This window comes from Cupriavidus sp. GW821-FHT07C08, from assembly GCF_059419025.1.
Genome location: NZ_JBWKQZ010000003.1, coordinates 155,503 through 180,332, shown reverse-complemented (window position 1 = coordinate 180,332; position 24,830 = coordinate 155,503). Strand labels below are relative to the sequence as shown.

General features: G+C 68.1%; 23 protein-coding genes. 9 read left to right on the top strand and 14 right to left on the bottom strand.

The window, feature by feature from the left end; genetic code table 11:
• Window positions 1–3 precede the first annotated feature (3 nt).
• Complete coding sequence (locus AC07UK_RS06040; protein WP_189374251.1) at window positions 4–150, bottom strand: hypothetical protein; 147 nt, start codon at window positions 148–150, stop codon at window positions 4–6.
• Window positions 151–468: 318 nt separating this feature from the next.
• Here AC07UK_RS06040 and AC07UK_RS06035 point away from each other — a divergent pair, with 318 nt between their 5' ends.
• A complete protein-coding gene (locus AC07UK_RS06035; RefSeq protein ID WP_436222299.1) occupies window positions 469–1,971 on the top strand; it encodes a DEAD/DEAH box helicase in 1,503 nt (500 codons plus the stop codon).
• 62 nt (window positions 1,972–2,033) lie between these two features.
• Here AC07UK_RS06035 and gluQRS read toward each other — a convergent pair whose 3' ends face one another.
• Together gluQRS and AC07UK_RS06025 are read right to left on the bottom strand one after the other, a co-directional pair.
• Complete coding sequence (gluQRS, locus tag AC07UK_RS06030) at window positions 2,034–2,960, bottom strand: tRNA glutamyl-Q(34) synthetase GluQRS (RefSeq protein WP_436222298.1); 927 nt, start codon at window positions 2,958–2,960, stop codon at window positions 2,034–2,036.
• Window positions 2,961–2,971: 11 nt separating this feature from the next.
• A complete protein-coding gene (locus AC07UK_RS06025; protein WP_018311622.1) occupies window positions 2,972–3,892 on the bottom strand; it encodes a LysR family transcriptional regulator in 921 nt (306 codons plus the stop codon).
• 153 nt (window positions 3,893–4,045) lie between these two features.
• Between AC07UK_RS06025 and AC07UK_RS06020 the strand changes: the two genes are divergently transcribed.
• Window positions 4,046–4,744 carry a pirin family protein gene (locus AC07UK_RS06020; protein ID WP_494685955.1) on the top strand — a complete coding sequence of 233 codons (699 nt, stop codon included), beginning with the start codon at window positions 4,046–4,048 and terminating at the stop codon, window positions 4,742–4,744.
• A gap of 179 nt (window positions 4,745–4,923) precedes the next feature.
• Window positions 4,924–5,919: a CobD/CbiB family protein gene (locus AC07UK_RS06015; protein WP_013957514.1), complete on the top strand. Its 996-nt coding sequence runs from the start codon at window positions 4,924–4,926 to the stop codon at window positions 5,917–5,919.
• 30 nt (window positions 5,920–5,949) lie between these two features.
• Here AC07UK_RS06015 and AC07UK_RS06010 read toward each other — a convergent pair whose 3' ends face one another.
• The 3 genes from AC07UK_RS06010 to AC07UK_RS06000 are packed head-to-tail and all read right to left on the bottom strand — an operon-like array spanning window position 5,950 to window position 8,504.
• A complete protein-coding gene (locus tag AC07UK_RS06010; protein ID WP_436222296.1) occupies window positions 5,950–6,255 on the bottom strand; it encodes a putative signal transducing protein in 306 nt (101 codons plus the stop codon).
• Window positions 6,256–6,288: 33 nt separating this feature from the next.
• A complete protein-coding gene (rsgA, locus tag AC07UK_RS06005) occupies window positions 6,289–7,260 on the bottom strand; it encodes a ribosome small subunit-dependent GTPase A (protein ID WP_013957513.1) in 972 nt (323 codons plus the stop codon).
• Window positions 7,257–8,504 (bottom strand): M48 family metallopeptidase, encoded by a 1,248-nt coding sequence (locus AC07UK_RS06000; protein ID WP_316150877.1) that lies wholly within the window; start codon window positions 8,502–8,504, stop codon window positions 7,257–7,259. Before AC07UK_RS06000 ends, rsgA begins: the two co-directional genes overlap by 4 nt.
• Before the next feature lie 225 nt (window positions 8,505–8,729).
• Between AC07UK_RS06000 and orn the strand changes: the two genes are divergently transcribed.
• Window positions 8,730–9,371 carry an oligoribonuclease gene (gene orn, locus AC07UK_RS05995; protein ID WP_494685954.1) on the top strand — a complete coding sequence of 214 codons (642 nt, stop codon included), beginning with the start codon at window positions 8,730–8,732 and terminating at the stop codon, window positions 9,369–9,371.
• A gap of 121 nt (window positions 9,372–9,492) precedes the next feature.
• Window positions 9,493–10,374 carry an AEC family transporter gene (locus tag AC07UK_RS05990; RefSeq protein WP_494685953.1) on the top strand — a complete coding sequence of 294 codons (882 nt, stop codon included), beginning with the start codon at window positions 9,493–9,495 and terminating at the stop codon, window positions 10,372–10,374.
• Between the two features lie 61 nt (window positions 10,375–10,435).
• Here the strand turns inward: AC07UK_RS05990 and mog are convergent, their stop codons facing one another.
• Window positions 10,436–11,074 carry a molybdopterin adenylyltransferase gene (mog, locus tag AC07UK_RS05985; RefSeq protein WP_211980014.1) on the bottom strand — a complete coding sequence of 213 codons (639 nt, stop codon included), beginning with the start codon at window positions 11,072–11,074 and terminating at the stop codon, window positions 10,436–10,438.
• On the bottom strand, window positions 11,071–11,682 hold the full coding sequence (yjgA, locus tag AC07UK_RS05980) for a ribosome biogenesis factor YjgA (RefSeq protein ID WP_316150873.1): 612 nt from the start codon (window positions 11,680–11,682) through the stop codon (window positions 11,071–11,073). The genes mog and yjgA overlap by 4 nt, the downstream gene beginning before the upstream one ends.
• A 58-nt stretch (window positions 11,683–11,740) precedes the next feature.
• Between yjgA and pmbA the strand changes: the two genes are divergently transcribed.
• Window positions 11,741–13,108 carry a metalloprotease PmbA gene (pmbA, locus tag AC07UK_RS05975; RefSeq protein ID WP_013957507.1) on the top strand — a complete coding sequence of 456 codons (1,368 nt, stop codon included), beginning with the start codon at window positions 11,741–11,743 and terminating at the stop codon, window positions 13,106–13,108.
• Between the two features lie 66 nt (window positions 13,109–13,174).
• Here pmbA and AC07UK_RS05970 read toward each other — a convergent pair whose 3' ends face one another.
• The 3 genes from AC07UK_RS05970 to AC07UK_RS05960 form a co-directional block, all read right to left on the bottom strand.
• Window positions 13,175–13,675, bottom strand: coding sequence for a dihydrofolate reductase (locus tag AC07UK_RS05970; RefSeq protein ID WP_494685952.1), 501 nt, complete (start codon window positions 13,673–13,675; stop codon window positions 13,175–13,177).
• Entirely contained in the window at window positions 13,672–14,466 is a 795-nt protein-coding gene (locus tag AC07UK_RS05965) for a thymidylate synthase (RefSeq protein WP_494685951.1), read from the bottom strand. Before AC07UK_RS05965 ends, AC07UK_RS05970 begins: the two co-directional genes overlap by 4 nt.
• Window positions 14,467–14,609: 143 nt before the next feature.
• Window positions 14,610–15,311 carry a TerC family protein gene (locus AC07UK_RS05960; RefSeq protein WP_013957504.1) on the bottom strand — a complete coding sequence of 234 codons (702 nt, stop codon included), beginning with the start codon at window positions 15,309–15,311 and terminating at the stop codon, window positions 14,610–14,612.
• Between the two features lie 520 nt (window positions 15,312–15,831).
• Between AC07UK_RS05960 and egtD the strand changes: the two genes are divergently transcribed.
• Entirely contained in the window at window positions 15,832–16,929 is a 1,098-nt protein-coding gene (egtD, locus tag AC07UK_RS05955) for an L-histidine N(alpha)-methyltransferase (RefSeq protein ID WP_494685950.1), read from the top strand.
• A gap of 143 nt (window positions 16,930–17,072) precedes the next feature.
• Window positions 17,073–18,329 (top strand): SUMF1/EgtB/PvdO family nonheme iron enzyme, encoded by a 1,257-nt coding sequence (locus AC07UK_RS05950; RefSeq protein WP_494685949.1) that lies wholly within the window; start codon window positions 17,073–17,075, stop codon window positions 18,327–18,329.
• An 82-nt stretch (window positions 18,330–18,411) separates the two neighbouring features.
• Here AC07UK_RS05950 and AC07UK_RS05945 read toward each other — a convergent pair whose 3' ends face one another.
• Both AC07UK_RS05945 and AC07UK_RS05940 read right to left on the bottom strand, forming a co-directional pair.
• Window positions 18,412–20,355: a DEAD/DEAH box helicase gene (locus tag AC07UK_RS05945; RefSeq protein WP_494685948.1), complete on the bottom strand. Its 1,944-nt coding sequence runs from the start codon at window positions 20,353–20,355 to the stop codon at window positions 18,412–18,414.
• An 832-nt stretch (window positions 20,356–21,187) separates the two neighbouring features.
• A complete protein-coding gene (locus AC07UK_RS05940) occupies window positions 21,188–21,430 on the bottom strand; it encodes a hypothetical protein (protein ID WP_494685947.1) in 243 nt (80 codons plus the stop codon).
• Window positions 21,431–21,903: 473 nt separating this feature from the next.
• Here AC07UK_RS05940 and AC07UK_RS05935 point away from each other — a divergent pair, with 473 nt between their 5' ends.
• Window positions 21,904–23,958 (top strand): serine/threonine protein kinase, encoded by a 2,055-nt coding sequence (locus AC07UK_RS05935; RefSeq protein ID WP_436223096.1) that lies wholly within the window; start codon window positions 21,904–21,906, stop codon window positions 23,956–23,958.
• A gap of 38 nt (window positions 23,959–23,996) precedes the next feature.
• On the opposite strand, the gene AC07UK_RS05930 is transcribed toward AC07UK_RS05935, so the two are convergent.
• Entirely contained in the window at window positions 23,997–24,749 is a 753-nt protein-coding gene (locus tag AC07UK_RS05930) for a formylglycine-generating enzyme family protein (RefSeq protein ID WP_436223095.1), read from the bottom strand.
• Window positions 24,750–24,830 lie beyond the last annotated feature (81 nt).

The window sequence follows — 24,830 nt, the reverse complement described above, 5'->3', positions numbered from 1 at the left end:
AGCTCAGGCGGGCTGCTGCCCTTGCGGCTGGCTGGCCGGCAGGGCCGGCAATGGCAGTGCCGGCTGGCAGGCGGCCGCGGCCAGGCCAAGGAACTGGCTGGAGGTGCGCAGGAACTGCTGGCAGGTCTGGCGGAAAAGCTCGAAGTCCATGTAGGTCTCGGTGAGATGGGGTTGCGCGGTCCGGCCGTGGCCACCGCGCCGCCGGCATCTTGCGTGGCGGATATGACAGTTTCTTGAAATCCCGCCAGCCTGTGCCGCCTACTGTCGCGCCAGGCGCAAGGCGTTGCCAGAATGCCCACTGTGCTGGCAGAGGTGCTAAAATGTAAGTCTTTGATTCTCTTGGCCAAATGCTGCAGCCAGCATGGCCGTGCCGGAACCCTCCCGGCGCCAGGCGAGAGTCAGGGCGAGATGAGTTCCAGACGCGTATCCGTTTGTGCCGGGTTCGCCTCCCGCCAGACACCGATACCCATGACCACTACGAACGCACCAGAACCCACTACCGCGGGGCAGACCGCCGTGCAGACATTCGACAGCTTCGGCCTGGACGCGCGCATCCTGCGCGCCTTGTCCGAGCAGGGCTACACCACGCCCACCCCGATCCAGGCACAGGCCATCCCGGTCGTGCTGATAGGCAAGGACATGATGGGCGCCGCGCAGACCGGCACCGGCAAGACCGCGGGCTTCGCGTTGCCGATCATCCAGCGCCTGCTGCCGCTGGCCAATGCCAGCGCCTCGCCGGCACGCCACCCGGTGCGCGCGCTGATGCTGACCCCCACGCGCGAGCTGGCCGACCAGGTCTACGACAACGTCGCGCGCTACGCCAAGCACACCGACCTGCGCAGCACCGTGGTGTTCGGCGGCGTGGACATGAACCCGCAGACCGATGCGCTGCGCCGCGGCGTGGAAATCCTGGTGGCCACGCCGGGCCGCCTGCTGGACCACGTGCAGCAGAAGTCGGTCAACCTGTCGCAGGTGCAGATGCTGGTGCTGGATGAAGCCGACCGCATGCTCGACATGGGCTTCCTGCCGGACCTGCAGCGCATCATCAACCTGCTGCCGGCGCATCGCCAGACGCTGCTGTTCTCGGCCACGTTCTCGCCGGAAATCAAGCGGCTGGCCTCCAGCTACCTGAAGCACCCGGTCACCATTGAAGTGGCGCGCAGCAACTCGACCAACGAGAACGTGCGCCAGATGGTGTACCTGGTCGAAGACGGCCACAAGCAGGCGGCGGTCGTGCACCTGCTCAAGCAGCGCGCCGAGCAGGGGCTGTCGCGCCAGTGCATCGTCTTCGTCAACAGCAAGATCGGCTGCTCGCGCCTGGCGCGCCACCTGGAGCGCGAGGGCATCAACGCCGCCGCCATCCACGGCGACAAGACCCAGACCGAGCGCATGCAGACGCTGGAAGGCTTCAAGAGCGGCACCATCGACGCACTGGTCGCCACCGACGTGGCCGCGCGCGGACTCGATATCCCCGACATGCCGTGCGTGGTCAATTTCGACGTGCCATACAGCGCCGAAGACTACGTGCACCGCATCGGCCGTACCGGCCGTGCCGGCGCCAGCGGCGATGCGTTGTCGATCTACGTGCCGGGCAATGACGAGCGCCTGCTGTCCGATATCGAGAAGCTGATCAAGCGCAACATCCCGCGCGGCAAGCTGGAAGGCTTCGACCCGACCGGCGAGCGCGCCCGCCAGGGCGACACCGAGCGCCGCCGCGAGCGTAGTGACGTGCGCCGCGCGCGCGGCAACGGCGAGGGCGAAGAGCGTCCGCGCCGCCACGAGCACAGCGCCAACCGCCAGGTGTTCCGTGCCTCGGATGATCCGTTCTTCTCGCGCCCGTACGAGCCCAGCGCCGCCAGCGTCGCCCAGGCCAAGGCGGCCGATGAGGTGGCCGCTGCGCTGAGCCGCGGCCGCCAGGCGCCCAAGCGGCCGGTGGCTGCCCTGCTGGGTGGCGTGCCGCGCAAGTCCTGATCTGATCCTGCCGTAGCTGAAAATGGCCCGCTTGCGCGGGCCATTTGCTTTTGGGGGGGGCGCTAGCCGCGCAGGGGCTGCCGCAGCCTGGCCAGCAGTTGGCGCCATCCGTCGGTGGCACGCGCAAGCCAGTCGTTCACACTCTCCGCGTGGTTCGACAACCCCAGGTGGGTGCCGGCTTCGCGCAGCGCGTCCAGCGGTGCGGTGGTGTCGATTGCCTGCGCACCGCTTTGCTTGCTCAGCTTCTCGCCGGTCTGGTTGACCACCACCGGCACGTGCAGGTAGGCCGGCGTGGGCAGGCCCAGCAGGTGCTGCAGGTGGATCTGGCGCGGGGTGGAGTCGAGCAGGTCGGCGCCGCGCACGATATGCGTGATGCCCTGCAGGCCGTCATCCACCACTACCGCCAGTTGATACGCCCACAGCCCGTCCGCGCGGCGCAGCACGAAGTCGCCCAGTTCGGTTTCCAGGTCCTGGCACTGGCGGCCCTGCCAGCGGTCGTCGAAGCACAGGGTGGCGGCCGGGCCGTCCGGCACGCGCACGCGCCAGGCGCGCGGCAGCTTGCCGTTCAGGCCGTGGCGGCAGGTGCCGGGATAGCCCAGGGTCTGGTGCCGCTCGCGCACGTGCACCAGCGAATCGGCGATCTCCTTGCGCGAACAGCCGCAGGGGTAGAGCTGCCCGGCGGCGTCGAGGCGGCGCAGCGCATCGGCATAGAACGGTTCACGCCGGCTCTGCCATACCGGCGGCTCGTCCGGCGTCATGCCCAGGCGTTCCAGTGTGAGCAGGATGTCGTCGTCCGCGCCGCGCACGCAGCGCGGCATGTCGATGTCCTCGACGCGCACCAGCCACTGGCCGCCGTGCGCGCGCGCATCCAGCCAGCTGGCCAGCGCGGTGACCAGCGAGCCCATATGCAGCGGCCCGGTGGGCGAGGGGGCGAAGCGGCCGCGATAGCCGGCTGCGCCGGCAACCGTCGGTACTGCCGTCACTACCATGAGGCCTGCCCTCAGCCGGCGAAGTCGGGTTGCTGCAGCAGCGCCTGCGCCAGGCGCGGGTCTTCCAGCTTGCTGGCCCACCACTGCAGCGCCTTGCCGCGGTTGCTGGTGCGCCAGGCTACCTTGAAGTTGCCGGGCGCGCGCACCTCGACGGTCTCGCGCGCCTGCAGCACGCCGCTTTCGATATGGGGTTGCGCCATCGGCGCCGGCAGCCAGCCGCAGCCCAGCCCGCGGATCTGCGCTTCCAGCTTGTCGCGCATGGTTGGCACCACCAGTACGTCTTGCCCGGCCAGCACGCCATGGGTGCGCGCCGGCAGGTTGCGCGAGGTGTCGCCCACCGCGACGATGCGGTGCCTGGCGATCTGGATGGTGGTGAGCGGGCCTTCCTCGGTGGCCAGCGGATGGTGCGCGGCCACCGCGAACACGAACGGCATCGAGCCCAGCGGCCGGATCTGGAAGCCCTGCGTGCTGGGCGCATCGTAGGCCCCGCCGATCACCAGGTCGGCGCGGTTGCTGACCAGCGCATCCCAGGCGCCGCCCAGCACTTCCTTGGAAAAGCGCAGCCGGGTGGCGGTGTTCTCGGCATAGAAGTCGTGGATCACCGGCAGCAGCGCGCGGAAGTTGATCAGGTCGTCGACCACGATGGTGAGGGTGGCCTCCCAGCCGGTGGCCAGGCGCTTGACGCGCCGTGCCAGGTCATCGGCGGCATGGAGCAGGTGGCGGCCCTCATCGAGCAGGGCGCGGCCGGCCGGCGTCAGCTCGGCACGGTGGCGGCGCCGGTCAAACAGCAGCACGTCCAGGTCTTCTTCCAGCTTGCGCACCACGTAGGTCAGCGCGGAAGGGACCTTGCCCATCTCGTGGGCGGCGGCTGCAAAGCTGCCCTTGCGTTCGATGGCGTCCAGGACTTCGAGGGATTCTAGTGAGAGGGCCATGTTCAGAAATTCTGAATGACTGCTTCTAAGACGATCCCCGTAAATATACGCCTCAAGCCCTAAACTTCCTAGCATCAAAAGCGAAAACGTATGCCGCGACACGGTTATCAAGCCAGTGCTCGTGGGCAAACAGGCTCAAGGAGGGCCATCAAAATGATTGAAATCAGAAAGTCTGCAGAGCGTGGTTACGCCGATCATGGCTGGCTGAAGTCCTTTCATTCGTTCTCGTTCGCCGACTACTATGACCCGCAGTATGTGCAGTTCGGGCCACTGCGCGTGATCAACGAGGACCGCGTCGCGCCGGGTATGGGCTTTGGCACCCACGCCCACCGCGACATGGAAATCATCAGCTACGTGCTCGAGGGCGAACTGGCCCACAAGGACAGCATGGGCAACGGCAGCGTGATCCGCCCGGGCGATGTGCAGCGCATGAGCGCCGGCACCGGCGTGCGTCATTCGGAGTACAACCACGCCGCGCACGACACCACCCACTTCCTGCAGATCTGGATCATGCCGGCCGAGAACGGTATCGACCCCGGCTACGAGGAAAAGCATTTCGACGCAGCCGACAAGCGCGGCAGGCTGCGCCTGGTGGCCAGCGCCGACGGCGCCGAGGGCTCGGTGGTGGTGCACCAGGACGTGCGCCTGTACGCCGGCCTGTTCGATGGCGACGAGGCGGCCACGCTGGCGCTGGCGCCGGGCCGCCGCGCCTATGTCCACGTGGCGCGCGGCCGGGTGACGGTCAACGGCAAGGCGCTTGAAGCCGGCGACGCAGCGAAGCTGGAAGCCGTGGGCGAGCTCGCGCTGTCCGGCGGCGATGGCGCCGAAGTACTGGTGTTCGACCTGCCCTGAGCATCGCTCATTGCCGCATGCAAAAGCCCGCCTTCCGGCGGGCTTTTGCTTTTTGCATTGCGCGCCGGACCCCGGCAGGTAGCGCTGTGCTATCTTCTCGCTATGCATTGCGCCTGTGCCGGCACATCGCCGGCAAGCCCGGAAGGGCCAGGCGTGCCCTTGGAACACCCCGTACCAAGATGACCTTTGTTTCCATTCTCCTGGCGCTGATCGCTGAACAATTCCGCGCCCTGGGCCGCAACAACCCGATCCACGAGATCGTGCGGGCACTCGGCGACCGCGCGGAACACGCCTTCGACACCGGCCGGCCGCGCGATGCCGCGCTGGCCTGGCTGACCGTGGTCGTGCCGCTGACCCTGGCGGTGATCGTGGTGCACTACCTGCTGGCCTCGATCAGCGTGGCGCTGACGCTCGCCTGGAATGTGCTGGTGCTGTACATGACGCTGGGCTTTCGCCAGTTCAGCCACTTCTTCACCGACATCCACGAGGCCCTGAACCGCGACGACGTCCATACCGCGCGCACGCTGCTGCACGAGTGGACCGGCCTGGACACCGTCGAGATGCCGGTTTCCGAGATCGTGCGGCACACGCTGGAAGCGGCAATCGTCGCCGTGCACCGGCATGTGTTCGGCGTGTTCTTCTGGTTCCTGGTGCCGGTCGGCCCCGGCGGGGTGGTGCTGTACCGCACCGCCGAATACCTGAGCCGCCACTGGAACCAGCCCTCGGCCGAGCGCAGCCCCGCGCTGGGCCGCTTTGCGGCGCGCGCCTTCTATTTGCTGGACTGGGTGCCGTCGCGGCTGACGGCGATCGGCTTTGCCATCGTCGGCAACTTCGAGGATGCGGTCTACGCCTGGCGCAACCATGCGCGCAAGTGGAACGATGCCGTCAACGGCATCCTGCTTGCCAGCGGGGGCGGGGCGCTGGGCGTGCGCCTGGGCACGCCGCTGGCCGAGGACGATTCCACCGTGGTGCTGCGCACCAGCGTGGCCGGCCCGGCCGTGGACTACGCGCCCGGCATGGAAGAGGACAACGGCGGCCCGGAACCGGTGCCGCCCGAATTCGGCACCGAGCCCGGCGTGCGCACGCTGCAGTCGGCCGTGGGCCTGGTATGGCGCGCGGTGGTGCTGTGGATGCTGCTGCTCGCGATGCTGTCGCTGGCGCTCTGGGTCGGCTGAGGGGCGTTTAAGAAAGGGTGGGTCGGCGCGCTAGTCGCGGGCCGCGCCGCAGCGCCAGCAGGCGCCGAACTGGGCCTCGTGCCATTCCAGGCAGTGGCGGCATTGCCAGCTGGGCCCCGGCGCCGGGTTGGCGGCCGCATTGAGCACGGCCCACGCCTGCGCTTCCATCTCGTCATCGACCAGCCACACCTGTGGCGCACTCTCCCGGAACGGGATCTCGCCGGTGGCGCCGGCCAGCCAGGTATTGCGCAATTCCGCCCGGATGCCGGCCGCCCACAGGACGTTCCGGCAATGGGCCGCATGGACGAGGGAAGTGGCGGACAGCAGCAGTTTCATGGCAGCGCACCGGGTAACCCAGGTGCGCTTACCTTACCACGGCTTCTGCTGGTTGGATTCGTGCAGCAACTGCATGTAGAGCTGGTGGCGGCGCTCGGAGATCGCTCCCGATGCGACCGCGGCCAGCACGCCGCAGCCGGGCTCGTTGACATGGTGGCAGTTGTAGAAGCGGCACTCGGTCAGCAGCGGCCGGAACTCCGGGAAGGCGCGCTCCAGCATGCCCTCGCTCAGATGGTACAGGCCGAATTCCTGGAAGCCCGGCGAATCGATCAGCGCACCTTGACGGCCGTCCACGGTGCCCCATTCGGCCGGCAGGTGATAGAGCCGCGTGAAGGTGGTGGTGTGCTTGCCGGAGTCAAGCTTGGCCGAGATCTCGCGGGTCTGCGCATCCACGCCCGGGATCAGCAGGTTCAGCAGCGACGACTTGCCCATGCCCGATTGCCCGATCAGGATGCTGGCCAGCCCCGCCAGGCGCGGCTTGAGCGCGGCCAGCGCCTGCGCCGGGTCGGCGCGCACCGACAGCTCCAGCGTGTCGTAGCCCAGCCCGCGGTACAGCGCCAGGCGCCCTCGCGCTTCTTCCAGCCGGTCGGGCAGGTCGGTCTTGTTGAGCACGATCAGCGGCCGGATCTCCATGGCCTCGGCCGACACCAGCGCGCGGCCGAGCAGGTCTTCGGAGAAGCCTGGCTCGGTTGCCAGCACGATCACGACCTGGTCGATATTGGCGGCCAGCAGCTTGGACTTGAACTGGTCGGAGCGGTGCAGCAGATTCTTGCGCGGCGAGGCCGCGGTGATCACGCACTGGTCGGCGGCGGCGCGTTCCACGCTGACATGGTCGCCCACCGCGCAGTCGCTCTTCTTGCCGCGCGGGAAGGCATGCATGCGCGTGCCGTCGCCCAGCTCGACCACGTAGTGGCGGCCATGGGCGGCGATGATCAGCGCGGATTCGGTGGTCTTGCCGGCGTGGCTGCCGCCGCCGGCGTTGCGGTGACGCGTGGCGCGGCTCATGCGTGCGCCAGCAGGCGGTCGATCCGCTGCGCGGCGGGCGGATGCGAGTAGTAGAAGGCGCTGTAGAGCGGATCGGGCGTCAGCGTCGAGGCGTTGTCCTTGTACAGCTTCACCAGCGCCGACACCAGGTTGCCGGCATCGGTCTGGTCGGCGGCAAAGGCGTCGGCCTCGAACTCATGGCGGCGCGACGACAGGCTCGACAGCGGCCCCAGCAGGAAGGTGAACACCGGCAGCGCCAGGAAGAACAGCACCAGCGCCAGCGCGTTGTTGGACACGCCCAGGTTGGGCACCACGCCCAGCCCGGTGTAGAACCAGCTGCGCGTGGCCAGCCAGCCCAGCAGCGCCAGGAACACCAGGCTCAGCGCAAAGGTGACGACGATGCGCTTGGCCACGTGGCGGCGCTTGAAGTGGCCCAGTTCATGTGCGAGCACCGCCTCGATCTCGTCGCCCGACAGGCGCTCCAGCAGCGTATCGAAGAAGACAATGCGCTTGGCCGCGCCGAAGCCGGTGAAATACGCATTGCCGTGGGCGCTGCGCTTGCTGCCGTCCATCACGAACAGGCCCTTGCTGGCAAAGCCGCAGCGTTTCATCAGGGCCTCGATGCGCTGGCGCAGCGATTCATCGGTCAGCGGCTCGAACTTGTTGAACAGCGGCGCGATAAAGGTCGGGAACACCACCAGCAGGAACAGGTTGAAGGCCATCCACACCAGCCAGGTCCAGACCCACCACAGCGAGCCGGCGCGCTCCATCAGCCACAGCACCGCCAGCAGCAGCGGCAGGCCCAGCGCGCAGGCCACCACCAGCATCTTGGCCACGTCGGCCAGCCACAGGCCGAACGTCATCTTGTTGAAGCCGAAGCGCTCCTCGATGCCGAACTGGCCGTAGAGCGAGAACGGCAGGTCGACCAGCCCGCCGATCAGCGCCACGCTGGCCACCAGCGCCACGCCGTAGGCATAGCCCGGGCCGAAAGTGTCCAGCCAGGACTGATTGAGCCACTGCAGCCCGCCCAGCATGGTGAAGCCGATCAGCACCGCGGCCCCGGCCAGCACCTCGAGCATCGACAGCCGGGTGCGGGCGATGGTGTAGTCCGCGGCCTTCTGGTGCGAGGCCAGGGTGATGGTGTCGGCAAAGCGCGGCGGCACCGCATTGCGGTGCTGCGCCACATGTCGGACCTGGCGGGCGGCCAGCCAGAGCCTGGTAAGCACCATCAGCACCAGGGCGGCGAGAAAGACAATCGTGAACATCGGCAAGAGCCTTGTTGTGGGTGCGGGCGCCCGGCATTGTGTGCGGCGGGCGTCCGTTGGACCGCCGGGCCCGGGGTGGGGCAGGCGGCAGTCCGGGATATCCGGAAAACGCCCCGGCGCTGGTGCGCAAACGGCCATTCCGGACGGATATGCGAGAATTATAAATTGTTCGCGCCCGGCCCCGCCGCGGCCGCTTCCCTGAAATCCCTATCTTCCGCAGTCCCGATGACAAGCCAAGCCACCGCCAAATCCGTCAAAAGTGAAAACAACCTGATCTGGCTGGACATGGAAATGACCGGCCTGCAGCCGGATACCGATCGCATCATCGAAATAGCGATCGTCGTTACCGACTCCGAACTCAATATCCTGGCCGAAGGCCCGGTGCTGGTGATCCACCAGAGCGACGCCGTGCTCGACGGCATGGACAACTGGAACAAGGGCACCCACGGCCGCTCGGGCCTGATCGACAAGGTCAAGGCATCGACCCTGACCGAAGAGCAGGCCGAGGCCGAGCTGCTGGCCTTCCTCAAGCGCTGGGTGCCGGCCAACAAGTCGCCGATGTGCGGCAACTCGATCTGCCAGGACCGCCGCTTCATGGCGCGCTACATGCCCAAGCTGGAGGCGTTTTTCCACTACCGCAACCTGGACGTGTCCACGCTAAAGGAACTGTGCAAGCGCTGGGAGCCGGCCATCCACAAGGGCTTTATCAAGCGCCAGCTGCATACGGCGCTGGCCGACATCCTGGAATCGGTCGAAGAACTGCGCTACTACCGCACGCACTTTATCCGTCACACCGCGCCGGGCGCTGCACCGGCAGCCGACGCGCCGGCCGCCGACGCCCCAGCCGCCGATACGCCCGCGCAATAACCGGGGCCAGCGGCTCCCAGAACAACAACCCACCACCAGCGACGGGCCGCCCGCACAAGGCAGCCGCGTTGCCGCCGCCGGGCGCCGTGCGCGGTCGGGGGCGCGTCCCGCCTGCCTGCCCATGCTTGAGCGCATCGTCACCATCATCACGCCGGTCATCCTGATCATCCTGGTCGGGTGGCTGTACGGGCGCAAGGCCCATCCGGACATGGCCGGCATCAACCGCGCCACGCTGGATGTGATCGCGCCGCTGCTGGTGGTGTCGGCCTTCGTCAGCAAGGATTTCGTGCTGGCCGACCAGCTGGTGCTGCTGGGCTGCGCGGTGGCCGTGGTGCTGGGTTCGGGCGTGCTGGCGTGGGCGCTGGCGCGGCTGCTGAAGGCCGATCCGCGCACCTTCGTGCCGCCGATGATGTTCAACAACTGCGGCAACATGGGCCTGCCGCTGTCGGTATTTGCCTTCGGCCCGGCGGGGCTGGCGCCGGCGGTGGCGCTGTTCGCGGCATCGAACCTGATGCACTTCACCATCGGCATGAAGATCGTCAACCGCCATGCGTCGATGGCGCAGATCGCGCGCAATCCCATGGTGCTGGCCACCGTGGCGGGCGTGGCGCTGGCGCTGGCGCGGCCATGGTTCACGCTGCCGGATCCGGTCTACCAGTCGGTCAAGCTGCTGGGCGACGCCACCGTGCCGCTGATGCTGTTTGCGCTGGGCGTGCGCATGAAGGACGTGAGCCTGCGCAACTGGGGCATGGGCCTGGTCGGCGCCGCGGCGTGCCCGCTGACGGGCATCGCGGTGGCGCTGCTGCTGGCGCAGTGGGTGCCGCTGACCGAATTGCAGCGTGGCCTGCTCTTTGTGTTTGCCGCGCTGCCGCCGGCGGTGCTGAACTTCCTGGTGGCGGACCATTTCCGGCAGGAGCCGGACCAGGTGGCGTCGATCGTGCTGCTGGGCAATATCGCCGCGGTGGTGTTCGTGCCGGTGGGGTTGTACCTGGGCTTGCGCTGAGGCGCGGGGAGCGGGCAGCCCGCAGGCGGGCGCCTGCGGGCGATTGGTGCGATTGGTGAGATTACGCCGCGGGCTTGGCCCGTACGGCGTTCTTGGGGCGCCAGGCCTTGACCACGGCTTCGTCGGTTTCCATGTAGGGGCCGCCGATCAGGTCGATGCAATACGGCACCGCAGCAAAGATCCCTTGCACCACGGCCTTGCCATCGGCATCGCGCAGGCCCTCCAGGGTTTCGCGGATGGCGCGCGGCTGGCCGGGCAGGTTGACGATCAGCGCGGCGCGGCTGGCGGTCTCGCGGATCACCGCCACCTGGCGCGACAGGATCGCGGTCGGCACGAAATGCAGGCTGACCTGGCGCATCTGCTCGCCAAAGCCGGGCATTTCCTTGGTGCCCACGGCCAGCGTGGCCTCGGGCGTCACGTCGCGGCGCGCCGGGCCGGTGCCGCCGGTGGTCAGCACCAGGTCGCAGCCGGCCACGTCGACCAGGTCGATCAGGGTGCGCGAGATCTGCGCCTGCTCGTCCGGGATCAGCCGCTCCACCGCCTGCCAGGGCGTGGTCAGCGTGCGCCCGAACCACTCGCGCAGCGCCGGGATGCCTTCGTCCTGGTAGGTGCCGGCCGAGGCGCGGTCCGAGATCGAAACGAAGCCGACAACGAGTTCGTCGGGATGGTTGCGCACTACCGGCTGCGTGGTCTGGGTCATGCCTCGGGCTCCGGGGTAGGGGGTTGGTCCTCGGCGGCGCCGGCCTTGCCGTCCTTCACGTCCAGCGCCGTCTTGATCGCCTGGAACAGCTCGCGGAAATAGCGCGGCGGCTTGCCTTGCTCCTTTTCCTTGCGCGCGTTGCGGATGGTGTTGCGCAGCGCCTGCACGTCGATGCCGGGATGCTCGGCGAGAAAGCGCGTCAGCGCCGCGTCGTCGGCCAGCAGCAGCTCGCGCCAGCGCTCGATCAGGTGCATGCGGGCGGTCTCGGCCTTGCTGGTGCCCTTGAAGCCCTCCAGCGCTTGCCGGATCACCTCGACCTCTTCGTCCTCGAGGCCGCGCATGATCTTGCCCACGAACTGCATCTGGCGGCGCTTGCCTTCGTGGCTGTTGATGCGGCGGGCCTGGTGGATGGCGTCGGCCAGTGCTTCGGGCATGGGCACGCGCGCCAGGCGGTCCTTGGCCAGCGCTTCCAGCTCGGCGCCAAGGTCCTGCAGGGCGGTCATGTCGCGCTTGCGCTGCGACTTGCTTTTCGGTTCGTCGTCTTCCGGTTCGGGCGCAAAGCCTCCGGGAAAGCGCGAGCCATTCGGATTACGGGAATTTCGCGTCATGCCCGGCATTTTATCTTGCTATGATTGCCGCTTGGACTTTTGATGACACCCGCCCAGCATGGACCAGATCGCAGAACAGACCGCGCACTTCACCTACACCCAGGCCCAGCTCAGCGAGATGGCCGCCGATGTGCTGCGCGTTGCACGCGAACTTGGGGCGACCGACGCCGCCACCGAGATCTCCGAAGGCAGCGGCCTGTCGGTATCGGTACGCAAGGGGCAGGTGGAAACCATCGAGCAGAACCGCGACAAGGTGGTCGGGGTCACGGTCATGATCGGCAAGCGCCGCGGCAATGCCAGCACCTCGGACTTCTCGCCGGCCGCGCTGCGCGCCACTGCCGAGGCCGCCTACAACATCGCCCGCTTCACGGCCGAGGACGATTGCGCCGGCCTGGCCGAGGAAGAACTGCTGGAACGCGCGCCACAGGACCTGGAACTGTTCCACCCGTGGGCGCTGGACGCCGAGCGCGCCATCGACATCGCCACCCGGGCCGAGGCCGCCGCCTTCGCGGTGTCGCCGCGCATCCGCAACAGCGACGGCGCCAGCGTGTCGGCGCAGCATTCGCAGTTCGTGCTGGCGACCACGCGCGGCTTCTCGGGCGGCTACCCGTATTCGCGCCATTTCATCTCGTGCGCTCCGATCGCCGGCAGCGGCAGCGGCATGCAGCGCGATGACTGGTACTCGTCCAAGCGCTCGCCGCTGGCGCTGGCCGCGCCCGAGGATATCGGCCGCTATGCCGCCGAGCGCGCGCTGGCGCGGCTGCAGGCGCGCCAGCTGTCCACGCGCCGCTGCCCGGTGCTGTTCGAGGCGCCGCTGGCCGCGGGGCTGCTGGGTGCCTTCGTGCAGGCGGTGTCGGGCGGCGCGCTGTACCGTAAATCCACGTTCCTGTGCGATTCGCTGGGCCAGGCCGTGTTTGCGCCGCATATCCAGATCCACGAGCAGCCGCATACCCCCGGCGCCATGGGCAGCGCCCCGTTCGACGAGGAAGGCGTGCGCACCCGTGCCCGCGACGTGGTGCGCGATGGTGTGGTGCAGGGCTATTTCCTGTCGACCTATTCCGCGCGCAAGCTCGGCATGCAGACCACCGGCAATGCCGGCGGCTCGCACAACCTGACGCTGACCAGCTCGCTGACCGAGCCCGGCGACGACTTCCCGGCGATGCTGCGCAAGCTCGGCACCGGCCTGCTGGTGACCGAACTGATGGGGCAGGGCGTCAACTACGTGACCGGCGACTATTCGCGCGGCGCCTCGGGCTACTGGGTCGAGAACGGCGTGATCCAGTACCCGGTGGAGGAAATCACCATCGCCGGCAATATGGCCGAGATGTTCCAGCAGATCGTCGCCATCGGCGCGGATGCGCTGGTGCGCGGCACCAAGGAAACCGGCTCGATCCTGCTTGAGCAGATGACGATTGCCGGCACCTGAGCGGCGCGCGCCGCCCAAAGAAAAAGCAGGCCGGCTGGCCTGCTTTTTTATTGCCCGCGCAACGCCTTACGATTCGTCCGACGGCGGCCGCTCATACGTGACGAAGGCATAGTCGAAGCCATTCGCTTCCGAATGATGCGTTTCGCGCGCGGTTTCAATCCATTGGGTGCGGTCGATCGCCGGGAAGAAGGCATCGCCTTCCACATCCGCGTCGATCTCGGTCACCACCAGCCGGTCCGCGCACGGCATGGCCTCGGCGTAGAGCTGCGCGCCGCCGATCAGGAAGATCTGCTCCGCGCCCACGCACAGGCGCTGGGCGTCTTCCAGCGAGGCCGCCACCTCGGCGCCGTCGATGCGCAGGTCCGGGTTGCGGCTGACCACGATATTGCGGCGCCCCGGCAGCGGGCGGCCGATCGAGTCCCAGGTCTTGCGGCCCATGATCACGGGCGCGCCCATGGTGGTGCGCTTGAAGTGGGCCAGGTCTTCCGGCAGGCGCCACGGCAGCGTGTTGTCGCGGCCGATGGTGTTGTTGCGGGCGCGGGCGACGACCAGTGTCAGCAGTGTCATACGGCCACCGGTGCCTTGATGGCGGCGTGCGACTGGTAGCCAACCAGTTCAAAGTCTTCGTAGCGGTAGTCGAAGATGCTGTCGGGCTTGCGCAGGATCTTCAGCTGCGGAAGCGCCAGCGGCTCGCGCGCCAGCTGGGTCTGCACCTGCTCGAAATGGTTGTTGTACAGATGGCAGTCGCCGCCGGTCCAGACGAAGTCGCCCACTTCCAGCCCGGTCTGCTGCGCCATCATGTGGGTCAGCAGCGCATAGCTGGCAATATTGAACGGCACGCCCAGGAAGATATCGGCGCTGCGCTGGTAGAGCTGGCACGACAGCCGGCCATCGGCCACGTAGAACTGGAAGAACGCGTGGCACGGCGGCAGCTTCATGCGCGGGATGTCGGCCACGTTCCAGGCCGATACGATCAGGCGGCGCGAATCCGGGTTGGCGCGGATCTGCGCCACCAGGTCGGTGATCTGGTCGATATGGCGGCCGTCCGGCGCCGGCCACGAGCGCCACTGCGAGCCGTAGACCGGGCCCAGTTCGCCGTTCTCGTCGGCCCACTCGTCCCAGATGGTGACACCGTGCTCCTGCAGCCAGCGCACGTTGGTCGAGCCCTGCAGGAACCACAGCAGCTCCAGGATGATGGACTTCAGGTGCAGCTTCTTGGTGGTCACCACCGGGAAGCCTTCGCGCAGGTCGAAGCGCATCTGGTAGCCGAACACCGAGCGCGTGCCGGTGCCGGTGCGGTCGGCCTTGTCGGTGCCATGCTCGTACACATGGCGCATGAAGTCGAGGTACTGTTTCATCGGCGCGGGGCGGGATCGGAAGTGACGCGGGCGCTGGTCCCGCAAAGCTGGCATTTTAATGCAAAAGGGCCATCCCTCAGGATGGCCCTTTACCGGCATGGCAGGAGCGGGCGCCCCGGCCATGCCGGGCACGGCTTGCCGCCTTAGTGGCTGCTGGCCGGTTGCTGCACGCGGCGCTTCTGCACCAGGTAGCCTGCGCCCAGCACGCCGCCGACGATCAGCACGTACAGGCCCCAGTTGACCACCGGGTTGGCTTCGAAGAAGGCCTTGATCATCGGCTCGTGCACGATCATCTTGACCGCGGTGAACGCCAGCACGCCCGCGCCCAGGTAGATGATGACCGGGAAGCGGCTCATCAGCTTGAGCACCAGGCTCGAGCCCCATACCACGATGGGGATGCTGATCAGCAGGCCCAGCACCACCAGCAGGAAGCTGCCGTGCGCGGCACCGGCCACGGCCAGCACGTTGTCCACGCCCATCACCGCGTCGGCGATGATGATGGTCTTCATTGCGCCCCACAGGGTCGAGGCGCCCGAGCCGTGCCCTTCGCCATCGCCTTCATCGGACAGCAGCTTGTAGGCAATCCACACCAGCGCCAGGCCGCCAACCAGCATCAGCCCCGGAATCTTCAGCAGCCAGACCACGCCGATCGTCATGGCCGAACGCACCACCACGGCACCGACGGTACCCCAGATGATGGCCTTCTTCTGCAGGTGGGGGGGCAGGTTGCGCGCCGCCAGGGCGATCACGATGGCATTGTCGCCAGCCAGCACCAGGTCAATGACGACGATGGACAGCAGTGCCGTCAGGAACTGCATCGTGAACAGATCGGTAAACCACTCCATGAACTCTCCTCAGGGTACGAATCCGCGCGGGGCGCGTATTGGGTTCGCCTGGATTCCTGGAGCATGGGAGGGTTGGGGCCGCCTTTGCAAACCATGAAAACCAGGTTGCAAAGGTCTTGCTCGACCATAGGCGCGGTATGCGCACCGTTGGTCAGCACAACCGGGGACACAGGTCCCGGAATGACGATTGTGCTAAGGGCATGGGCCCCGGAGCTACTCCCCTTTGAGGGACACGACCCGTTGGGGTCGCGTTGGGCCGCATTATAAACGAACTGCAGCGAATATGGCTCATCAGGAAAGATACTGACTCAAGGTTCTTGATGTGTTGCATACGGCGCAAATGAGGATCGGGCGGTGCGCGAACCCCCGGATGGGCCTATCCTTTAAGCTCGGCTTCGCCCGACGCGTCCCGGACGGCACAGGGAGGTGTTGCGGAGACCGGCGCGCACGACATGCACAGCGCGGCCTTGGGGAATACGCAGTGAAGCAGTGACCATTCGCGACCACACAAGGAAACGACATGCCGGCTGTCCCGAATCCGCCGAATACCCCCTTCCAGAATAAAGCCCCGCAGACACCTCTCCCACCCCTGAACCACCACAACGGCCATGCGGCCGCACCGCCCGCCCTGGTCGCGCTGGCCAATGGCCGCGCGCACCGGCCGCCGCCCCAGCCGGAGTTCGTGCAGCAGTACCGCGAGGACAGCGGCGCGCTGCGCGAGCAGGTGCTGGCCGGACTGCGCGCCGGGCAGGCCGCCATCAGCCCCAAGTTCTTCTACGACGTGCTGGGCTCGCGCCTGTTCGAGGCCATCACCGACCTGCCTGAGTACTATCCGACCCGCACCGAGGCCGCGATCTTTGCCAGCGCGGCGCCGGCCATCGCCGCGCGTGCCGGCAGCGGCTGCGTGCTGGTGGACCTGGGGGCGGGCAATTGCGAAAAGGCTGCCAGGCTCTTCGGCAGCCTGCGCCCGGCGCAGTACGTGGCGCTGGATATCTCGGTGGAGTTCCTGCGCGCGACGCTGTCGTCGCTGCAGCAGCAGCATCCCGAGATTCCGATGCTGGGCCTGGGCGCCGACCTGTGCGCGCCGTTCGATCTGCCCGTCAACGTCAGGCGCGGCAGGCGGCTGTTCTTCTATCCGGGCTCGAGCATCGGCAATTTCGCCCCGGTCGAGGCCCTGGCATTGCTGCAGCGCATGCGCGGCGCGGCCGGGCGCGGCGACGGCGTGCTGATCGGGGTCGACCTGCACAAGGACGAAGCCACGCTGGTGTCGGCCTATGACGATGCGCTGGGCGTCACCGCCGCGTTCAACCGCAACGTGCTGCGCAACGTGAACCGCATCGTCGGCACGGATTTCTCGCTGGACGACTGGCGCCATGTGGCGAGCTTCGACCGCGCGGCATCGCGCATCCAGATGCACCTGCAGGCGTGCCGCGACGTGCGCGTGCAGTGGCAGGGCGGCGCGCGCGAGTTTGCCGCCGGCGAACGGATCCATACCGAGGACTCCTACAAATACCGCCCGGAGGATTTCACGCTCTTGCTGGAAGCCGCCGGGTTTGACGACCCGGTGTACTGGACCGACCCGAGCGGCTGGTTCGCCGTGTTCCACGCGCGCGGCTGATCCGCCCGCGCGGGCGCCATCCGGCAGGGATGGCAGGTGGTGTCATAATGGCCGCAGCCGGCCTGGCGTGCGAGCGCCAGGCCAGCAGTTGCCTGCTTCGGTCACTGCCTGTCCACTGTTCACTCCCTGCCCGGACTTTCCCGATGAGCGGCTTTCCCATGCTTCCCGATCTCTACTTCACCGGCGGCAAGGCGGCCTGGTCCGACCCGCGCCGGCTGCCGCGCGAAGGGCTGGCGCAGGCGCTGGTCGATGCGCGCAACCGCACGCTGGCGTGGCTGGCACCGTTCGGGCAGACGCGCCGCGCGTGGGACGTGCCGCATCAGTACGATGCCGATCCGCCGTTGTGGACGCTCGGGCACGTGGCCTGGCATGCGGAGTGGTGGTGCCTGCGCGGCGTGCGCCAGGTGGACCGCGGCGGCGTGCCGGTGCCGGTGGCGACCGAACCATCGCTGCTGGACGGCGCCGACGAGTGGTTCGACCCGGACCGCATCGGCCCCGACGAGCGCTGGGAAATCGCGCTGCCAGATGTCGCGGTGGTCAAGCGCTATGCCGCCGACGTGCTCGACGGCGTGCTGCGCCGGATTGCGCTGCTGCCCGACGACAACGACCTGACCCTGTACCCATACCGCCGCGCGCTGCTGCATGAGGATGCCCAGGGCGAAGGCGTGGCCGCGCTGTTGCAGGCGCTGGGCATGGCGCCCACGGAGGCCATCGGCGCCGGTCCGGTGCAGCCTGCGGGGCATGGCGGCACCCTGCATTTCCCGGGCGGTCGCTTCACCCTCGGCTGGAGCGATCCCGACGGTTTTGCCTGGCCGGATGAGCTGCCGCCGCAGCCCACCTATGTCCCCGCATTTGAAATGGACATGGCACCGGTCAGCAACGCGCAGTTCCTGGAATTCGTCGAGGACGGCGGCTATGAACACCCGGCGTGGTGGTCGGCAGCGGGGCGCCAGTGGCTGATGACGCAGGAACGCTCGGCACCGCGCTACTGGTCGCGCCATCCGGAATCGCGCGCCTGGATGGTGGAGCGCTTCGGCACGCTGCGCACGCTCAATCCGGACGAGGCGGTGCGCCACGTCACGCTGTACGAGGCGCAGGCGTGGTGCGTGTGGGCGGGGCGGCGTCTGCCGGCGGAATCGGAATGGGAACTCGCCGCGACGCAGAACCGCGGCCTGCAGTGGGGGGTGCTGCGCGAGTGGACTGCCACGCCCTACGAGCCATACGCGGGATTTGCCGCCGCGACGTCCGACAGCGAGGTGGTGGGGCGCTTCGGCACGCACCAGGCGGTGCGCGGTGTGTCGTTCGCCAGCCCCGCGCGGCTGCGCCATGTGCGGGCAAGGTGGGCGCGGTTGCCGGAGGATGATCTTTCCTTTATCGGCTTTCGCACCTGCGCGCTGTAGCGGGCTGTAGGCGATAACAAAAAAAGGGCACCCGAGGGTGCCCTTTCTTCTGCCTGGCAGGTGCGCTTAGCGCACCACCGCATCAACGCTCGTAGCGCGAGCGGCTGTTGCGGTTGCCGTTGCCGCCGCCATTGCCGCCGAAACCGCCGCCAAAGCTGCGATTGCCGTCACGGTTGCCGTCGCGGTTGCCGAAGCTGCGGCCTTCGCCGTTGCCACCGGTGCTGGCACCGGTGTTGCCACGATAGCCGCCGCCGGTGCGGTCGCCGAAGCCACCACGGTTGTTGTCGCCAAAGCTGCGGGGGGCGGCGCCGTCGCGGTTGCCGAAACCACCGCGGTTGTCGTCACCGAAGCTGCGGCCGCCTTCGCGGTTGCCGAAGCCACGCGCACCGTCGCTGGCGCCGCGGTAGCCGGCGCCCTGGCCCTGGCCCTGGCCACGGTAGCCGCCTTCGCGATTGCCGAAGCCGCCGCGGTTGTCGTCACCGAACGGGCGTGCGCCTTCCGGGCGGTTGCCGAAGCCACGGCTTTCGCCGCTGAACTTGCGCTCGCCGAAGCCGGTGCGGCTTTCGCCGCCGCCGAACTTGCGGTCGCCGAAGCTGCGTTCGCCGCCACGGTAGCCGCCGCCATTGCCGCGGAAGTCACCACGGCCGCCACCCGGCTTGCCGCCGAAGTTGGAACGCGGCTTGGGCGAACGGCGCGGCTCCAGGCCTTCGATCACCGAAGCGTCGATGCGCTGGTTGGTGAAGCGCTCGATGCGCTTCCACTGGAACATGTCGTTGTGGTTCACCAGGTTGATGGCGGTGCCCGAGCGGCCCGCGCGGCCGGTACGGCCGATGCGGTGCACGTAGTCCTCGGCCTGCTTGGGCAGGTCGAAGTTGACCACGTGGGTGATATCGGGCACGTCGATGCCGCGCGCGGCCACGTCGGTGGCCACCAGCACGCGCAGGTTGCCGCGGCGCAGCGCGGTCAGGGTGCGGTTGCGCGCGCCCTGGGTCATGTCGCCGTGCAGTGCGCCGGCCGAGAAGCCGGTGTCGGACAGGCGCTCGGCCAGCGAATCGGCATCGCGCTTGGTCGCGGTGAAGACGATGGCTTGCTTGAGCGTCGCGTCGCGCAGCAGGTGGTCCAGCAGGCGTTCCTTGTGCGACATGTCGTCGGTGAAGTGCAGGCGCTGCTCGATATGGCTCTGGTCGGCGCGGGCCGCGGCGATCTCGATGCGTTGCGGGTCGCGCAGCTGGCGCGAGGCCAGTTGGGCAATGCGCGCATCCAGCGTGGCCGAGAACATCAGCGTCTGGCGCGAAGCCGGCGTGGCATTGACGATGGCGTCGATGTCGTCGGCAAAGCCCATGTCGAGCATGCGGTCGGCTTCGTCGAACACCAGCATCTGCAGGGCCGACAGGTCGATGCGGCCAGCGTCGATATGGTCGAGCAGGCGGCCCGGCGTGGCCACCAGGATGTCAGGCATCTTGGCCAGCGCGGCCAGCTGCTTGGGGTAGGGCATGCCGCCCAGGATGCTGGCGCAGACGATGCGGCGCAGGTTGCGGCCGTACTTGGCGGCGGCTTCGGTCACCTGCAGGGCCAGTTCGCGCGTCGGGGTCAGCACCAGCAGTGCGGGCTGGGCCGGCGACGGGCGCGGGCGCTTGCCCTTCATGCGCTTGGCGGGCTCGGTCGCGCGCTGCGGTGCCGGCATTTCGCTGATGCGCTGGATCGCGGGCAGCATGAACGCGGCGGTCTTGCCCGAGCCGGTCTGGCTCGAGACCAGCAGGTCGCGGCCGGCCAGGAAGGCCGGGATAGCCTGGGCCTGCACCGGCGTGGGCGTGTTGTAGTTCAGTTCGGAGAGGGCGCGCAGGATGGCCGCATCGAGGCCAAGCGTGGCGAAACCGCTTTCCACGGCCGGGGCTTCTTCAACTGCCGGGCTGGGGTTGAGCAGGGCGTCGAGCTTGTCGAGCGGGCTCTGGGCAGCGTCGAAAGTGATCGAAGCGTCGGTCGCGGAGGCAATAGCTTGCTCCGCACGAATGTCGTGCTGGGTCATGTCGGAATGGTCAAATAAATGCATGGCACCCCGGCAAAGCAAAATGGGGTGGGCGCAGTGCAAAGTCTTAAAAAGGCTTCGGCGCCAATCGGTGAGGCCGTTACGACAGACACAGCTGGCAGTACGGCGGCAGGCAGGGTGGTGGCTGGTCCCGCTAGGCGGTCCGGCCGTATCCCTGGCAGGCAAACAGCTCAGGTTTCAGGCTGTTCAACAGGATCGGAGACGAGGCGACGTCAGGTGAGCGGTGCGTTCTGCTGGGCGGCTGGGGCCATGAAGTGATGACTAGGCGTCCGGCAGCGAGGAAACAGAGCTTGGGAGGGCAGCGGATTCGCCGCGGCAGGAAGCCGGGCGTTTGGCGGATCTCACAGTTGCGAAACTCACGGCGCGGATTATAGCAGAGTACGGAATTTTTGTTGCACTGCGAAAACGTAACCGGATATGTCAGGCGCCAGTCACCTTCCCGGCAGGCCCGCGCCGCCCCGGCCCCGGCCGGGTTGCAAGGCTGAAACCCCCGCCTATACTGGAGGCGCGAGCTCACAGGATGCCCGCACGGGGCGGACGAAAAACGCTCCCGCTTGACCTCCTACAGCGGCATTGCGCCGCTGTTCGCGGCGAGCACTGCGGTCATTGACTCCACGCGCCAGTCTTCCTGCGACTATCCGGGTGGTCCGGATGGGCGTCCGCGTCATGCTTCATGGGCGGAATCATGGGAAGCCTGCCTGGAACAGAATGACCGAACTGCTGACCGCGTGACCCAGGTGGTCCGGGCCCGTCCGCATCCAAAGCCCGCCAGCGATGGCGGGCTTTTCATTTGGGCGGTTGTGGTTGCCGCTCAGTCGTCTGCATCCTTGCCAGCGGCCTTGCGCGGCAGCCGGCCGAGTGGCTGTTCCCGCGGCATCACGTAGCGGTTGCCCGGCAATCCGCCCGGGTAGTCGACGATGCGCGCGGCGCCCTGGCGCCGCAAGCCATGCCATGTCTGGCCGCCGGCGGTGCGCCCGCCGCCCAGGATGGCGGTCATGGCCTGCCGGTCGAGATCCATGCTGTCGGGCAAATCCTTGATGACGATCACTGCCATGGCTGTCTCCGGTCAAGCGGCGCCACGGCCATGCGGCCGCGGGACGCTTCAGTATAGGCGAGGCGGTCCGCGTTCTTGCCCGCGGGGCCGCCGCGCGGTGCGCTCAGACGGCGGCGAAATTGCCGGCCATCGGGAGGGACTAACGCAGGGAGTGTGCCAATGTCGTTGCCGACCGCGTCCGGGCACGTGCAACTGCCTGAAAACACGGGGCATTTATTTTCGATGCCGGCTCGCGCGCACCGGCTGCGGGGCCTGCCGCCTGCCGCGGGTGACGGGCAGCGGCCAACAGGCGGCGTGCTGGTGTTGGCGCGGCGGCGACAGTGGCGCGCTGCAGGCGATGCGATTGGCAGAGGGCGCCCGCGCGCGCCGATGCACGCCGGCCTCGCATGGTTTGCGCATGCCATGGGTGCGCACTAGTATCCATCTCGAAGGCAGGGCATATCCGCATCGCGGGATGCGCCGTGCCAGCAACCATGTCGGGGCATCCCGTGGCCAGTCTCAAAGAACTGATCCGCAAGTTCCAGAACGGCGGTCTCTCCGACGACGAGTTTGTTGCGTCGTTCGAAACGGCGCTGGCGCAGGACCCCACCACGCCCAGCCAGGCCGCGCGCGTGGTCATCGAAGAGAACACTCGCTTCCCGTTCCCGCCCGCGGTCTATGCCGAAGTCATGCGGCGCATCGAGCGCCGTGGCGCCACGCAGTACGACGGCGCCACCGAAGCCACGCGCCTGGCCGGCGCGACGCAAACGGGCTCGCTGTATGCGACCTCGCCCGAGCCGGGCACGCTGCCGCAGGCGGCGCATACCAAGGGCGTGGGCGATACGCTGAACGGCCGCTTCGTGCTGGAAGAATGCCTGGGCGTAGGCGGCATGGGCACGGTCTACAAGGCGCTCGACCTGCGCAAGCTGGAAGCCTCGGACCGCAAGCCCTATATCGCCATCAAGGTGCTGAACCTGCAGTTCAGCGGGCACCCCAAGTCGCTGATGGCACTGCAGCGCGAGGCGCGCAAGGCGCAGACGCTGGCGCACCGGAACATCGTCACAGTCTATGACTTCGACCGCGACGGGCCGGTGGTCTTCCTGACCATGGAATACCTGTCCGGCTCGTCGCTCAACCATGTGCTCAAGGCCCCGGGCTTCACCGGCATGCCGATGGCGCGCGCCATGTCGATCGTCAACGGCATGGGCAATGCGCTGGCGTATGCACACGAGCGCGGCTTCGTGCACTGCGACTTCAAGCCCGCCAACGTCTTCCTGACCGCCAACGGCGAGGTCAAGGTGATCGACTTCGGCATCGCGCGCGGCTTCCTGCCGCCGGCCGACGAATCCGACCGGACGGTGTTCGATGCCGGCTCGCTGGGCGGCATGACGCCGGCCTACGCCAGCCCGGAGATGTTCGACCATTGCGAGCCCGACCCGCGCGACGACATCTTTGCGCTGGCCTGCGTGACCTATGAATTGCTGACCGGCAAGCATCCCTACCAGCGGCTCTCGGCTAACCAGGCGCGCGACGCCGGGCTCAAGCCGGCGCAGCCGCCGCAGTTGAGCCGCACGCAATGGAAGACCCTGCGCGAGGCCCTGTCGCTCAACCGCGAAACGCGCACACCCACCGTCGCGCGCTTCCTGCATGGCATGAGCGCGGTGCCGGTGGTGTCCACGCGGCGCCCCTTGCCGCTGATGGCTGGCGGCGTGCTGGCCGTGCTGGCGGGCGTGTCGGCGATCGGCTACTACGCGTGGCATTCGCAGCGCCAGGCAGAAGCGCCGGCCGGCGACACGCGCGTCGAGGCCCCGGCCACACCTGTGCCCGCGGCGCCGGTTACCCCGCCCGCACCGGCTGCCCGTCCGGCAGTACTGTCGATGGCCGACGTCACGAAGATGCTGGCCGGCGTGCCGTGCTCGCTGCTCGCCGCCACCCAGCAGGCGCAGACCTTGCGCGTGCGCGGCTTCCTGGCCGATAGCGTGGGCGCCGCGCGGCTGCGCGAGCAGCTCAGCGCGTTGCCGGGCGTCAAGGAGCTCAAGAGCGTGTCGATCGACACCCAGCCGCTGGCCACCGACAAATGCGACGTGGCCACCCTGATCGCGCCGTACTGGTCGGGCTACCGCGAAGGGGGCACGGCTTCGTCGCTGCGGCTGCGCGGCCAGGGCACCCAGCTGACCGAGGGGTCACCGCTGGTGCTGGATCTGCGCACGCCGGCGCGCGACTCTTATGTCTATGTCGATTACTTCGCAGCCGACGGCAAGGTGGCGCACATGGTGCCGAGCGCGCGTGTGCCCGCCCACCAGGCGCCGCCCAGCCACAGCGCCACGGTTGGCGACGGTGGCGACTGGATCATCTCCAGGCCCTTCGGCACCGAGCTGGTGGTGTTGCTGACCACGCCCGTGCCGCTGTTCGAGGGCCGGCGCGCCGAGGTCGAGTCGCACAAGGACTACCTGAAGGCACTGGAGAAACCGCTGGCGCAGATGGCACGCACCTATGGGCGGGACCGCATCAGCGCGGACCTGGTGCAGATCAACACGCGCGCGCGCTGATTGCCGCCACCTGGCCGGCTTGCCAATTCCGCCAGCCGCTACTTCAGGTCGCGCGCCACGCGAAAGCCGTTCTGCGACTGCCGCACGCTGGGGCTGTACTTGAAGCGCGTGGACGACACCATGTAGCTCGCCCCTTCGCGCCAGGAGCCACCGCGGATCACGCGTGCGCCGCAGGCGTTCTCGTTCCACACGCGCCCGTCGGCGGGCGCGCCCTTGTAGGTGCTGTGCCAGCAATCGGCCACCCATTCCCACACGCTGCCGTTGACGTCGTGCAGGCCGTACGGGTTGGCCGCGAACGTCCCGACCGCGGCCGGTGCATCCTGGCTCCACGGGTCGCCGCAGTCCTTGCAGTTGGCATTGCCCTTGCGCATCTGGTCGCCCCACCAGTAGGCACTGGCGGTGCCGCCGCGCGCTGCGTATTCCCATTCCGCCTCGGTGGGCAGCCGGTAGGTCTTGCCGGTGGTCTTGCTGAGCCAGGCCACGTACTGCTGCGCGTCGTCCCAGCTGACATCACGCGCCGGCGCGGTCTTCGGGCTGTCGGCGATGGTGGGGACGCGCTGGCAGCCGCCGGCGTCGGCGCAGGCATTCCATTGCTCGACCGTGACCTCATAGCGGCCGATGGCAAACGGCTGGCCGATGGTGACATGATGCGGGGGCTTCTCGGCGGGATCGCTGGCACTGCTGCCCATGGTGAAGCTGCCCGCCGGCAAGGAGACCAGCACCGGGCAGGTCGGGCAATCGCGGATCTCGCCGGTGCGCAGTGTGGTGCTGACCGCGCCGCCCGCCGCCATGCCCGCGCGCGGCGATGCCGTTGCCGGTGGTGCAGCCGGTGGTGCAGCCGGTGGCGCGGCAGGCGGCGATGCCGGACGCGC

Bases quoted from the DNA above. Each gene is read 5' to 3' on its own strand.
- AC07UK_RS06040 (WP_189374251.1), bottom strand. From the start codon at position 150: ATGGACTTCGAGCTTTTCCGCCAGACCTGCCAGCAGTTCCTGCGCACC.
- AC07UK_RS06035 (WP_436222299.1), top strand. From the start codon at position 469: ATGACCACTACGAACGCACCAGAACCCACTACCGCGGGGCAGACCGCC.
- gluQRS (WP_436222298.1), bottom strand. From the start codon at position 2,960: ATGGTAGTGACGGCAGTACCGACGGTTGCCGGCGCAGCCGGCTATCGC.
- AC07UK_RS06025 (WP_018311622.1), bottom strand. From the start codon at position 3,892: ATGGCCCTCTCACTAGAATCCCTCGAAGTCCTGGACGCCATCGAACGC.
- AC07UK_RS06020 (WP_494685955.1), top strand. From the start codon at position 4,046: ATGATTGAAATCAGAAAGTCTGCAGAGCGTGGTTACGCCGATCATGGC.
- AC07UK_RS06015 (WP_013957514.1), top strand. From the start codon at position 4,924: ATGACCTTTGTTTCCATTCTCCTGGCGCTGATCGCTGAACAATTCCGC.
- AC07UK_RS06010 (WP_436222296.1), bottom strand. From the start codon at position 6,255: ATGAAACTGCTGCTGTCCGCCACTTCCCTCGTCCATGCGGCCCATTGC.
- rsgA (WP_013957513.1), bottom strand. From the start codon at position 7,260: ATGAGCCGCGCCACGCGTCACCGCAACGCCGGCGGCGGCAGCCACGCC.
- AC07UK_RS06000 (WP_316150877.1), bottom strand. From the start codon at position 8,504: ATGTTCACGATTGTCTTTCTCGCCGCCCTGGTGCTGATGGTGCTTACC.
- orn (WP_494685954.1), top strand. From the start codon at position 8,730: ATGACAAGCCAAGCCACCGCCAAATCCGTCAAAAGTGAAAACAACCTG.
- AC07UK_RS05990 (WP_494685953.1), top strand. From the start codon at position 9,493: ATGCTTGAGCGCATCGTCACCATCATCACGCCGGTCATCCTGATCATC.
- mog (WP_211980014.1), bottom strand. From the start codon at position 11,074: ATGACCCAGACCACGCAGCCGGTAGTGCGCAACCATCCCGACGAACTC.
- yjgA (WP_316150873.1), bottom strand. From the start codon at position 11,682: ATGACGCGAAATTCCCGTAATCCGAATGGCTCGCGCTTTCCCGGAGGC.
- pmbA (WP_013957507.1), top strand. From the start codon at position 11,741: ATGGACCAGATCGCAGAACAGACCGCGCACTTCACCTACACCCAGGCC.
- AC07UK_RS05970 (WP_494685952.1), bottom strand. From the start codon at position 13,675: ATGACACTGCTGACACTGGTCGTCGCCCGCGCCCGCAACAACACCATC.
- AC07UK_RS05965 (WP_494685951.1), bottom strand. From the start codon at position 14,466: ATGAAACAGTACCTCGACTTCATGCGCCATGTGTACGAGCATGGCACC.
- AC07UK_RS05960 (WP_013957504.1), bottom strand. From the start codon at position 15,311: ATGGAGTGGTTTACCGATCTGTTCACGATGCAGTTCCTGACGGCACTG.
- egtD (WP_494685950.1), top strand. From the start codon at position 15,832: ATGCCGGCTGTCCCGAATCCGCCGAATACCCCCTTCCAGAATAAAGCC.
- AC07UK_RS05950 (WP_494685949.1), top strand. From the start codon at position 17,073: ATGAGCGGCTTTCCCATGCTTCCCGATCTCTACTTCACCGGCGGCAAG.
- AC07UK_RS05945 (WP_494685948.1), bottom strand. From the start codon at position 20,355: ATGACCCAGCACGACATTCGTGCGGAGCAAGCTATTGCCTCCGCGACC.
- AC07UK_RS05940 (WP_494685947.1), bottom strand. From the start codon at position 21,430: ATGGCAGTGATCGTCATCAAGGATTTGCCCGACAGCATGGATCTCGAC.
- AC07UK_RS05935 (WP_436223096.1), top strand. From the start codon at position 21,904: ATGTCGGGGCATCCCGTGGCCAGTCTCAAAGAACTGATCCGCAAGTTC.
- AC07UK_RS05930 (WP_436223095.1), bottom strand. From the start codon at position 24,749: ATGGCGGCGGGCGGCGCGGTCAGCACCACACTGCGCACCGGCGAGATC.